Annotated in this window: 11 protein-coding genes; 3 read left to right on the top strand and 8 right to left on the bottom strand. The window is 40.3% G+C overall.

The window, feature by feature from the left end:
* The first annotated feature begins 15 nt into the window (after window positions 1-15).
* Window positions 16-450, top strand: a complete 435-nt coding sequence (locus tag MJX77_RS09405; protein WP_004789364.1) for a nuclear transport factor 2 family protein — start codon at window positions 16-18, stop codon at window positions 448-450.
* On the opposite strand, the gene MJX77_RS09410 is transcribed toward MJX77_RS09405, so the two are convergent.
* The 8 genes from MJX77_RS09410 to sdsA form a co-directional block, all read right to left on the bottom strand.
* Complete coding sequence (locus MJX77_RS09410) at window positions 447-881, bottom strand: YbjQ family protein (RefSeq protein WP_252061280.1); 435 nt, start codon at window positions 879-881, stop codon at window positions 447-449. The two genes, MJX77_RS09405 and MJX77_RS09410, sit on opposite strands and share 4 nt — an antisense overlap.
* Window positions 882-888: 7 nt before the next feature.
* A complete protein-coding gene (locus tag MJX77_RS09415) occupies window positions 889-1,239 on the bottom strand; it encodes a YbjQ family protein (protein ID WP_004789368.1) in 351 nt (116 codons plus the stop codon).
* 109 nt (window positions 1,240-1,348) lie between these two features.
* The gene (adeK, locus tag MJX77_RS09420; RefSeq protein WP_049838025.1) at window positions 1,349-2,803 is read right to left on the bottom strand and encodes a multidrug efflux RND transporter outer membrane channel subunit AdeK; all 1,455 of its coding nucleotides are present in this window, start codon (window positions 2,801-2,803) and stop codon (window positions 1,349-1,351) included.
* The gene (gene adeJ, locus MJX77_RS09425; RefSeq protein ID WP_252061281.1) at window positions 2,803-5,979 is read right to left on the bottom strand and encodes a multidrug efflux RND transporter permease subunit AdeJ; all 3,177 of its coding nucleotides are present in this window, start codon (window positions 5,977-5,979) and stop codon (window positions 2,803-2,805) included. Before adeJ ends, adeK begins: the two co-directional genes overlap by 1 nt.
* A gap of 12 nt (window positions 5,980-5,991) precedes the next feature.
* Window positions 5,992-7,239, bottom strand: coding sequence for a multidrug efflux RND transporter periplasmic adaptor subunit AdeI (adeI, locus tag MJX77_RS09430; protein WP_004789373.1), 1,248 nt, complete (start codon window positions 7,237-7,239; stop codon window positions 5,992-5,994).
* Between the two features lie 23 nt (window positions 7,240-7,262).
* Window positions 7,263-7,889 (bottom strand): phosphatase PAP2 family protein, encoded by a 627-nt coding sequence (locus MJX77_RS09435; protein WP_004789375.1) that lies wholly within the window; start codon window positions 7,887-7,889, stop codon window positions 7,263-7,265.
* 183 nt (window positions 7,890-8,072) lie between these two features.
* Window positions 8,073-10,133: a site-specific recombinase gene (locus MJX77_RS09440; RefSeq protein WP_252061282.1), complete on the bottom strand. Its 2,061-nt coding sequence runs from the start codon at window positions 10,131-10,133 to the stop codon at window positions 8,073-8,075.
* Window positions 10,134-10,147: 14 nt separating this feature from the next.
* Entirely contained in the window at window positions 10,148-11,125 is a 978-nt protein-coding gene (sdsA, locus tag MJX77_RS09445; protein ID WP_005310003.1) for an All-trans-nonaprenyl-diphosphate synthase, read from the bottom strand.
* A 443-nt stretch (window positions 11,126-11,568) separates the two neighbouring features.
* On the opposite strand from sdsA, the gene rplU reads away from it, so the two are divergent.
* Entirely contained in the window at window positions 11,569-11,880 is a 312-nt protein-coding gene (gene rplU, locus MJX77_RS09450; protein ID WP_004639133.1) for a 50S ribosomal protein L21, read from the top strand.
* Window positions 11,881-11,898: 18 nt separating this feature from the next.
* Complete coding sequence (rpmA, locus tag MJX77_RS09455) at window positions 11,899-12,156, top strand: 50S ribosomal protein L27 (RefSeq protein ID WP_002116037.1); 258 nt, start codon at window positions 11,899-11,901, stop codon at window positions 12,154-12,156.
* The last annotated feature ends 238 nt before the right edge of the window (window positions 12,157-12,394 follow it).

Below are 12,394 nucleotides of genomic sequence, written 5' to 3' on the forward strand. Positions count from 1 at the left end.
CATAGAAGGTTCACCATGGATCAAGATTATCACCGTATTTTAGACGTCATTACGCGTTTTCAATTGGTCTTTGACCAGAAAAATTGGGACGCTTTTGATGAGTTATTGGCAGATCAACTTGAGGTGGACTATTTCCAGTTTAGGGGAGAGCCTTTATGTGTCGTGTCTTGTCATGAATATAAAGGTTCTCGGCAACAAGCTTTATCGCATTTACGCCTACAGCATAACTTAAGTAATCCACTTATCCGTATTGAACAAGATCAAGCATGGTTAGAATGTAATTATCAAATTTATCGTTTTTCGGAAAATGATTATTTTCATTCGTTTGGTCGTTATTATTTTACTTTGGCAAAACAACAAGAGAGTTGGAAAATTACCGGAATTTGCCAACACTTAACTAAAAATATTGGCAATCCGCGCATTCATTTTTCTGCTATGGGGCAGTGCTAGTCTTTTACTGCTGTACCATAAGCAAATACTTCAACCATGCCACCTTGCATACCAAGTTCGGTTGTACTCAGCCGAACTCCCATAATATGGTTAGCTCCTGCGTTATGGGCTTGTTGTTTTAAGCGAACAATGGCTTCACGGCGAGCACGCTCAACTACACTTTCATAACTGGTAAGTCTTCCGCCCAAAACATTCTTAATGGATGCCAATACATATTTAAAGTAGTCATGAGAAATCACGACATTACTACTAATCAAATGACCTAGCTGATCACTCGTTGCAAAACGATTGGTATTAATTCTGATATGGGCAAATTGCTGTTCTTTTTCTTGAAGTTCTTTCAAATGTTTTTGTTCAATATGGCGGCCAAAACCCCAACCAATACTGAAAAGAATCAGAAAAATAACAAGCTGAAAAATAAGATTGTCCATTTTCTACCTATGCACTAAATGGATCTGGTAGATGGGGCGCTTGAGGTTGAACAACCACAGCCGTACCATATACGAATAATTCAGAAGCACCTTGGGCAATATTTGAAGTTGAAAACCGAATACCAACAATTGCATTCGCACCAAGTTGCTGAGCTTTGGCAATCATGCGATCCATGGCTTCTTGGCGGGATTCTTCTAATAATTCGGTATAGCCTGTAAGTTCACCACCTACAATATTTTTTAAACTTGCCATCAAATCACGGCCAACATGCTTACTACGGACGGTACTTCCATAAACAACATCAAGTTGCTTTACAATCTGGTGGCCCGGAACACTTTCTAAATTACTTAGTAACATTGTTTTTTATCAATCTAAATTCTTAAGGTTTCAAGATAAAAAATATTCACATCAGATGCAATAAAAAAGCCCACCGAAGTGAGCTTTTATAAATTAAGTTATTTAAAACTTATTGCTTTTTAAGTTCAGCACTTGATGGTTGATTAACCACTGTATCTGAAGTATTTGCTTTTAAACCACCGCCTAGAGTTTTATATAACTCGATTTGGTTATTTAAGTTAGCTTGTTGAAGCAACAATAAACCTTGTTCTGCTGAATAAGATGAACGCTGTGCATCAAGAACTGTCAAGTAACTGTCAATACCAGCACGGAAGCGGGCATTTGACAGTGTGTAGTTGCGATTAGTTGCTTCTACTAGACGTTGTTGAGCTGTTAAACGCTCACCAATATTGGCACGAGTTGCAAGCGCATCATTAACTTCGCGGAACGCAGACTGAACTGATTTTTCATAATCAGACAATGCAATTTTCTGATCGGTTTCAGAAATTTTTACATTGGCTTTACGTGTACCCCAGTCAAAGATTGGTAAGTCTAAGCTTGGACCAATTGACCAAACAAAACCACCAGACTTAAATAGATCACTTAAGTCAGTTGATGCATAACCTGCAGAACCTGTTAAGCTAATTGTTGGGAATAAACGTGCTTTTGCAGCACCAATATTCGCACCAGCAGCGCTTAAGTTATATTCGGCAGCTTTTACATCTGGACGGTTGTTAAGCAAGTCACTTGGTAAACCAGCTGTATATACATTTTGTTGAGTAATGCGTTTTACAGGTTGGTTTGGCAACAAGTTTTGTGGAACTGATTGGCCCACTAACAAGTTCAACAAGTTTTGTGCTTGAGCAATCTGTGTTTTGTAGTTCGCTACATCATTACGCGCAGTTTCTACAGAAATCTGTGCCTGACGTAGTGGAACTTCACTGTCGATGCCCACATCAAAACGTTTTTTGTTGAGATTGTAAGAGTCTTGTTGTGCTTTAAGCGTTTGCTCTGCAAGTCTTAAATTCGCTGTTGCGAAAGAATAGTTTAACCATGCTTGAGCAACTTGGCTGATCAGACTGATTTGAGTCGAATCACGTGCACTTTGCGTTGAAAGATAACTATCTAGTGCAGCATCTTTTAAGCTACGTACACGGCCCCAAAAATCGAGTTCATAGGCAGTTACACCCAAACCTACTTGATAAGTAGAGTAGGGGTTATTCGGATCACGGCTTTGAGAAACCTGACGAATTGCACTACCACTTGCTCCGATTGTTGGAAGCTGGTTGTTTTGCGTAATTCGATATTGCTGTTGGGCACGTTCAATATTGAGCGTTGCTGTACGTAAGTCGCGGTTGTTGGCAAGCGCCAAATCAATCACTCCGAGCAAACGAGAGTCAGCAAAGAACTGTTTGTAACCCTGTTCAGCAATAGACGTACCAGAAGCGCTGTTATATGCATAGCTTTCTGGAATATCGGTTTTCACGACTGGTTCTGGGCCGCGCATGCTTTGACAAGCTGACAAAGCAAGCGCAAGTGCAGATACCGCAATGCTACGACCTGAAATAGACCATACTTTTTGCATCACGATTTATGCTCCTGAGTGTTTATGGTTTTTGGTTTGTACTTAAAGATACTACGAATCCACACATAGAATACAGGGATAAAGAAGATACCTAAGAACGTTGCACTGAGTACGCCACCGAGTACACCGAAACCGACTGAGTGCTGACTTCCTGCACCAGCACCTGTTGAAAGGGCAAGTGGAAGTACACCGAAACCGAAGGCAAGGGTAGTCATGATAATTGGACGTAAACGCATTTTTGAAGCATGTAAAGTTGCCTCAAGTAGATCTTCACCTTTTTCCTGCAACTCTTTTGCGAACTCAACAATCAAGATCGCATTTTTTGCAGAAAGACCAATGACCGCGATCATCGCTACCTGGAAGTAAATGTTATTTGAGAGATTTGGATCTCCTTTAATAATCATACCCAAGTACGTCAATACGATTGCACCAATAATACCAAGTGGTACTACAAGTAAAACCGAGAACGGAATAGACCAGCTTTCGTACAATGCTGCTAAGCAAAGGAAAACGATTAACAATGAAAGCGCATATAAGAATGGAGCTTGAGCACCAGACTCACGTTCTTCAAGTGATAAACCTGTCCATTCATAGTCGAAACCTTGTAAGCCCATAGATGGTAACTTAGCAATAATTTCTTCCATGGCTTTCATAGAGTCACCAGAGCTCACGCCAGGTGCAGGTGTACCTTGAATGTTAACCGATGACACGCCGTTATAACGTTCAAGACGAGGAGAACCATATGTCCATTTGCCTGTAGCAAATGCAGAGAACGGTACCATTTCGCCTTTGCTATTACGTACATACCACTTGTTTAAGTCTTCAGGCATCATACGGCTATCCGAATCACCTTGAACATAAACTTTTTTCACACGACCACGGTCAACGAAGTCGTTAATGTATGAGCCACCCCATGCAATACGCATAGTGTTGTTAATGTCAGCAATGCTAACGCCCATAGCACCAGCTTGAGCCTGATCTACATCAATTTGATACTGAGGTGTATCTTCTTGACCATTAGGACGTACCCCTACAAGACGTTTATCTTGTGAAGCCAAACCTAAGATCGTATTACGTGCTGCAATAAGTTTCTCATGGCCTTGACCACTTGAATCTTTAAGTTGCAAGTTAAATCCAGCTGTTACACCAAGTTCAGGCATTGCAGGAAGCTGTAATGGCATGATGTAAGATGCGTCTTTGACGATCATGTTTAATGCCATACCGCGCTGAATTAAAGCACCGATTTGAGACTCTGGTGAAGTACGTTCACTCCAGTCTTTCAACTTAACGAAGCCAATACCAGCATTTTGACCAACACCCGTGAATGAGAAGCCCGAAACGGTGAAAATAGATTCCACAGTATCTTTTTCATTCATGAAGAAGTTTGTCATGGTGTCAATCACTTTACCTGTACGGTCAAGCGTTGCGTTTGGTGGTAATTGAACAAGTGTCATAACCACACCCTGATCTTCTTCTGGTAAGAATGAAGATGGGAGTTTCTGGAACAAGAACACGAGTAGGCCAATCACTACAGCGTAAAGTACGCCAGAGAAGATTTTGCCTTTAAGCATGCGGCTAACACCATTTTGGTAGCTATGCGACATGCGGTCAAAACCGTTGTTAAATCCTCTGAAGAAACGAGCAAAAATATTATTGCTTGGTTCTTTGTTAGGATCATGCTGTTTTAAAATGGTTGCACAAAGTGCAGGGGTGAAAGTTAACGCTACAATTAACGATAGAACCATTGCTGTTACAAGGGTAATCGAGAATTGACGGTAAATTACACCTGTTGTACCACCAAAGAATGCCATTGGTACGAATACCGCTGTCAATACGCTTGTGATACCAATTAACGCACCAGAAATCTGTTGCATCGATCGTGAAGTTGCCGTGACCGGATCGGTATGCTCTTCACTCATCACACGCTCAACGTTTTCTACTACAACAATGGCGTCATCGACCAGAAGACCAATTGCCAATACCATAGCGAACATGGTTAAGGTGTTAATTGAGAAACCAAAGATATTAATAACAGCAAATGTACCTAATACAACAACAGGTACAGCAAGTGTTGGAATAATCGTTGCACGCCAGTTCTGCAAGAACAAGAACATAACAATGAACACTAAAATTACCGCTTCAATTAATGTGTGTACAACACTTTCAATTGAAAGACGAATAAATGGAGTAGTGTCATAAGCCAGTTTATCTGCAAGGCCTGTTGGATAGTTCTTACGTAATTCTGCTAAACGGTGTTCAACAGCGTCAGCGGTGTCAAGTGCGTTAGCACCAGTTGCAATTTTAATTGCGAGACCGCCAGCAGGTTTACCATTAAACTTCGAATCGAACTGGTAGTTATCAGAACCTAACTCTACACGAGCAACATCTTTTAAACGAACCTCAGCACCTGATGCTGTGTTCTTTAAGAAGATATTTTTAAATTGTTCAGGTGTCTGTAACAAGCTTTGCGCATTTACTGTTGCGTTAAGCACTTGACCTTGAACCGCTGGTGCACCACCTAACTGACCTACAGCAACTTGTGAGTTTTGAGCTTCTAAAGCAGTCGCAATATCACTTGGTGTTAACTGATAGTTGGTCAGTTTTGCAGGGTCGAGCCAGATACGCATTGCGTATGAACCACCAAAGACTTGTACCTCACCAACACCAGCAACACGGCTAAGTGGTTCTTTAATTGACGAGTTTACGTAATCTTTAATGTCTGAGTCTGACAGGGTATTGTCTGGTGAATAGAATGCAATAACTTGCAAGAAGCTTGCACCAGATTTAGTAACCGTCACACCTTGGCGTTGAACGTCTTCAGGTAAAAGCGCAGTTGCAGATTGCAGTTTGTTTTGAACCTGAACCTGTGCAATATCCGGATCAATACCTTGTTCAAAGTTTAATTGAATAGAAGCCTGACCATTACCCGCACTGTTAGAGGAAATATAACGTAAACCATCTAGACCATTCATTTGTTGTTCAATGATCTGGGTTACAGTATTTTCAACAGTCTCAGCCGATGCACCAGGATAAGTTGCAGCAATTGTAACTGTCGGTGGTGCAATCGTCGGATACTGTGCAATAGGCATTTTAGTTAGCGTGAGAATACCCGCCAACATAATGACTAATGCAATCACCCACGCAAAAATGGGGCGATGAATAAAAAATTGTGCCATTCAATCTACCCCTTATGCATTAGATGCTTTCTGTTCTGCTTGAGGTTTACCTGATTGAGCCGGTTTTGTAGCATTTGGAGCTGCACCTTGAGGATTCGCTGGTTGAGCTTGGTAAGGTTTTGCTGACACTTCTTGCCCTTCTTTAACTTTGGCAACACCATCAACAATCACTTTTTCACCAGCTTTGAGACCGTTAGTCACAATCCAGTTTTGTCCTTGAACACCAGAGGTTTCAACAGGACGACTCTCAACAGCGCCTTTAGCATTAACAAGCATTGCTACAGCTTGACCTGTCGGTAAACGCGTAATTGCGGCTTGAGGGATCAGATAAGCATTTGGAACTACACCTTGAACAATCTGCGCAGTTGTATACATACCCGGAAGTAACAGATGGTTCGGGTTCGAGAATACGGCACGTAAAGTAATCGTTCCTGTATCCTGATTTACAGAAGCATCAGAGAAAGCAAGTTGTCCTTCGATTGGATAAGTCGAACCATCTTCAAGCTTCAACTTCACTTTCGTGTTGTTACTGTTGTTTAAACTGCCTTTGCTGAGTTGTTGGCGTAAACGTAATAACTCGGCACTAGACTGGTTAATATCAACATAGATTGGATCTAACTGTTGAATCGTCACTAAAGGATCAGTTTGGTTTGCCGTAACTAAAGCACCAGCTGTTACAGAAGAACGTCCAGACTGACCAGAAATTGGTGAGCGGATTGTAGAATAACCAAGATCTACATTTGCATTCGTTACTTGAGCTTTCGCAGCAGAAACTTGTGCTTCAGCAACATTAACCTGACCAAGTAAGTCGTCATATTCTTGTTTAGATACAGCATTACTCGAAACAAGTTGCTTATAACGGTTTAGCTTGGTACGTAGTGAAGCTAGATTTGCCTGTTGTTGTAAAAGAGATGCTTTTGCATTTTCAAGCGTTGCACGGTTTGTTCGAGAGTCCAGTTCATAAAGAGCCTGACCTTCACGCACATAACTTCCTTCAGCAAACAAGCGTTTTAAAATTACACCACTTGTTTGAGGACGAACTTCAGAAATTTGATATGCTGAAGTACGGCCAGAAAGCTCAACGCTTTGTTCAACACTTTGTGGTTGAGCAACAATAACACCTACCTCAGCAGGCGGCATTTTCTGAGCAGCAGCAGCTTGCTGTTTCTCATCGGAGCCTTTGCCACAACCAACAAGTGCGATACTTGTTGCTAATGCGCAAGCAGTAAGGGCAGGAGCCCAAAGCTTAGCCGACATCATTGTTCCACCTCGTTAGATAAAATCTAAAAATATATTTGTTTTTTACTTAACCTACTTTGTGTTTGTAATAACCAGAGCCAAAGCAGTGCAATCCAAATAAAACCTATGCCCCAACCGGCGAGTACATCTGTTGGAAAATGAACTCCAGCATATATTCTTGAAAGCCCCATGCAGATAAACCAAAGGCAAGAAATCAAAATGATATAAGGAGAGTTAATGTTGGGCTTATGGCATAACATTATCATTGCCAGACAAGCCAGTGTTGATGCATAAACACTGTGTGCACTTGGGAACGATGCACCGTAACTTTCGACAATATGATATACCTGTGGGGGTCTTGGGCGATCAACACACCACTTGAGCAGCCAACCCATGGTGATACTGCCAAGAACTCCCACGCTAATGAAAATAACAGTAATATATTTTTTATACCATGCCTGATATATACACACCAGAAAGGATAAAAAAAGTACAAAAGGCATACCGCCTATCCGTGCTAGGAAGATCGTAATAGAGTTAAGATAATCTGAACGATATTCACTCAATATTTGAACGCTGAGAAGATCCAAAGACTGAAGTCTTGGTACAAAAAGACCAAGAACACCTAATCCTAAAAAAATACAACCAATAAAAAGCAACAAATAGGGCATATAAATACCTTTGCTTATTCAAGCAGTGTCCACTACTGAAAGCCGTTAAAAGTGTACTTGCCAGTACACTTTTTTTCAAGCCTGATAGATCATCGTAAATTCATTTTGAAAAATTTTTAACATTTGGAAAAACAATCACAACAAAATTGACGGAATTCACATTTTGTGTACAAAGCAAAATTCTTAATGTTCTATCTTTTTTCCATTATTTGTAGTCGTATTTTCTTCAAGTTCTAGCGGCTGTTTTGGGGGCCAGAAAAAATCGCTTGGGCGAGTCAGAAAATGGGTCATAACGAGTTTGGCTAAAGGTTTCCATTGTTCGAAGCGAACACGACGTGCACGTAGAGCCACAATAATCGTTAATGTGAAACTAACGAATAAGTTAGTGAGACCAATACATAACACACCTAGAAAGGACACGATAATCAGTCCGATGTCTGGACTACCGTTAATGGTCATTAAACCTTGAATAAAGTTAGCCGAAGCAAAGGCAATATGACGGATATCTAAAGGTAAACCTAAAATAAACCCTATGGTACCCATACTTCCTAACATAATCCCGAATAAGAAGTTACCTGCTAATGCTCCTAAGTTACGTTCAATATACTCAGCAAAACGGTTAAGGCGATCTTGCCCAAACCAGTTTGCTAAGCGACGATGTGCTCTTAGGCGTGGACCGACTTTTCGGTAAACAGCCAGATTATCGAAGTATCCAGCAATGAGACCCGACAAAAATAAACACACTCCGGCAATCGCTGCATGTGGAACTGCTAATGAAGTGAAGGGGTTTAAGCTGTGCAACAAATACGTTGCTTTAGTATGAGTTAATAAAGGCTCATCAAGATAGAACTGCCAAGCAAAAGTAATGAGTGCGGCAGTAGGAATCGCAATTGAAATATTGCCTAAAATAGCAATGAATTGTGTTCGAATAATATTAATAATCAGGGCTGCTAACTCTGCAATTTGAGCTGTTTTAGAGCCTTTACGCTGTTGCACAGTGGCTGCGAGGGCCGCAGCTGTCATTGCAGGTTGTTTGGTTGCAACTGTGAAATGCAATACATGAATCAGAATGAATCCTAGAGAATAATTCATACTGAAAGTAAAGGCCTGCATGAGTGGAGCCATTGTCATTCTTGCTGCAAGAATTTTTAAAGATGCCATACAGGCAATAATGACACCCGCTCCAGCAGCAGCTTTATACATCCCCCAAAAGCCTTTGGTATCGGTACTTACATAATGCTCACCTGTTCGGCTGGCATTTTCAGTCACTTGAAAGGCAATAAGTTCACTTGTTGTGCTTAATAAAGAGCGGACACTTTTTTCACTGTAGTGCGCCTTGGTTAAATCGGAAATCAGATGTCCTAAAGAGACATATTTTCCTTTAGTGTTATCTACAACCAAATAAAGCAGTAATTCAATGCGATCAAGGCACTGCTCAAGTAATGACAATAAGTAAGTCAAACTTAAGCTGACCCCAATTCTTTTGGTAGCACGGCGAATTTTTAAAACAACATCCCGACACTGTTCTAGCATAACAAATGCTTGTGATGCATCTGGAGGGGAAGTCACCGCAATTTCATGTTCAAAAAGTTCTTGTTTTTTGTACTTCTCGATAAATTCAACAATTTCACGGTTTTGAACTAAAAATGGTGATTCATATTCAGTTAATTCCGGTTGAGCATTAATAAATTCGGGGTAAAGACCAATTCCACTAATACGATAAGATAAAACGGTAATTGCTTTAATCATTTCACTTTGAATGACAAGCTTTTCATCTACATTACTTTGGCTTTGTCCAATAAGCCCAAATAGATTTGCCCAATCTTCCTCATCAATATTATTGAGCCAGATTTTGTCACTTTCTAAATAGAAAATTCTACCAATTAATATTTTGAGTTGGCTTGAATCTTCGATTAACGGTAAAAAATGTGCTCCGAGTCTTTGACCTAGCTGGTTCCAAAAACCATCTAAAGACAAAATTCCGCTATCAGCATATAAGCTGACTTGTTTATAGCGATTAATTAGACGTAATAAAAAATTTTGTAGCAGGAAGGGAGCTGTGGGTGTGCGTAATAGGCTTTCAATTAAAGCCTGAATTTTTTGCTTTATCTCATCCGTATTTTGAGGATTGGATGGACGAATCGCATTGACTAACTCAATGAGTACATTTTCGTCAATGACAGCTTGAGAATCCTCAAGCTGTTTCTGTATTTTTAAAAAAAGATCTGAAAAATTTATATGCATAGGCAAAATAATATCTATTGTATTCGATGTAACGCAAGCTGAGTTAAGTTAATCAAAGCCTGACGATACGGTGTATCAGGTAGGTTTGATAAAGCTTGCAGTGCTGCTTCTGTTTCTTCTTGGGCACGTTGGTGACAATAATCTAGAGCACCAGACTTCTGTACAATTTCTATGACCTGAGATAATTGGTCCACTCCACCAGTTGCAATGCTGCGACGAATAATCGCATGCTCTTCACCTGTTGAGTGTGCTAATGCAGAAATTAACGGTAAAGTTGGCTTACCTTCCATTAAATCATCACCAATATTTTTACCTAATGTTTCAGCATCTGAAGTGTAGTCTAAAATATCATCAATAATTTGGAATGCATTACCAAAATGACCGGCAAATAATCTTAATGGTTCACGATACGCCTCTTGCCCAGCCAGAATAGCGGCACCTTCTGTAGCCAACTCAAACAGGCGAGATGTTTTACCGTGAATAATTTTTAAATATGTTTCTTCGGTTGTATCGGGTTGATGCTGTGATTGAAGTTGTAATACTTCACCTTCAGCAATTTCACATGTACCTGTTGAAAAGTCTTTCAATAAAGTCATGTTGTTTAAATCAACCAATAGGTCAAAAGCGCGAGCAATAAGGAAGTCACCGACTAAAACAGCAGTTTGATTATTCCATGTCGCATTTGCTGTAGGTCGACCACGACGAAGCCCAGATTCATCTACCACATCATCATGGACTAATGTCGCGGTATGCAACATTTCAATGATTGCAGCCAGACGTTGTGCATTTTGCATGTTGTCTAAACCACAAGCGCGAGCCGCCAGTAAACACATAATCGGACGCATACGCTTTCCGCCAGCTTCAACCACATGTTTGCTGACAGACATGACTAAACCGACTTTTGAGCTAATTCCTTCATTAATCAAGTGATCCATCGCAGCAAAGTCTGAGGCAACAGGCGCAAGAATGTCTTGCTTGAAATCGATGACCATATGAAGAAAAACCCCGTATTGGTAGATAAGTGGCGTTAGTGTAACAATTAAAGGTGTGTTGCACAGGTAAACAAGTGGCTGATATTAATCATTTCTATTGTCTTTATGCGTTCTTTGTTCTTTATTTAAGCAAAACATGATATTTCCGGCAAAACAATAAATTTAATGACATCAGCATTAATACAACTTGTTCTTGTCGCAATTTGTGTCTGGAACTGTATTTTAATTTTCATTCAGAATCAATGAAAACTGCTAAATTCCAATCTAAGCTGTCTGTTGATTTTGTAAAAAGAGGGGAATAGGAGTCACTGATAAATAGAAAATACTTGTCGTTTGATCAAATTTCACTTAAAATCTGTCGCCTTATATAACCCCAGTGGCGAGCGTTTTAAGATCGATATATCCCTTATCGGCACGACGACACGGGCTAATTGGAGTACATTATGTACGCAGTAATCCAAAGCGGTGGTAAACAGCACCGTGTAGTTGAGGGTGAAACCCTTAAAGTTGAATTATTGAAAGCTGAATCTGGCGCGACTATTACATTTGATGATGTATTAATGGTTGTAAACGGTGACAGCATTCAAATCGGTGCTCCAGTTGTAGCTGGCGCTAAAGTAACTGCAGAAGTGGTTGGCCATGGTCGTCACGACAAAATCCGCATTATCAAAATGCGTCGTCGTAAACACTACCGTAAACAACAAGGTCACCGTCAATGGTTCACTGAGTTGAAAATTACTGGTATTTCAGGCTAATCACGAGGAGTAAGAGACATGGCAACTAAAAAAGCCGGTGGATCGACGAAGAACGGTCGTGATTCAAACCCAAAAATGTTAGGTGTTAAAGTTTACGGCGGTCAAGCTGTAACTGCTGGTAACATCATCGTTCGTCAACGTGGTACTGAGTTCCACGCTGGTGCAAATGTTGGTATGGGCCGTGACCATACTTTATTTGCTACTGCTGACGGCGTAGTAAAATTCGAAGTGAAAGGTCAATTTGGCCGTCGCTACGTAAAAGTTGAAACTGTATAAGTTTTAGCTTCAAAAAAAAGCCCACATTTTGTGGGCTTTTTTTATGGAATTTAATCTGGTGTATCTTCATCATGATGAATGAAATTCTACAAACAACATGAATAACATAACAAAATATCTTATTTTCTCAATGATTAGCACAGAGTTTGTCGGTTAATATGAGTCTTGAATTAAGAGCTTGCTAAGTTTCATAATTTTGGAAGATGGCAAGTTGTCTTACAGCAACTAAAAAGGTGAT

This window comes from Acinetobacter sp. AHP123, assembly GCF_023757925.1.
Taxonomy (GTDB): Bacteria; Pseudomonadota; Gammaproteobacteria; order Pseudomonadales; family Moraxellaceae; genus Acinetobacter; species Acinetobacter oleivorans.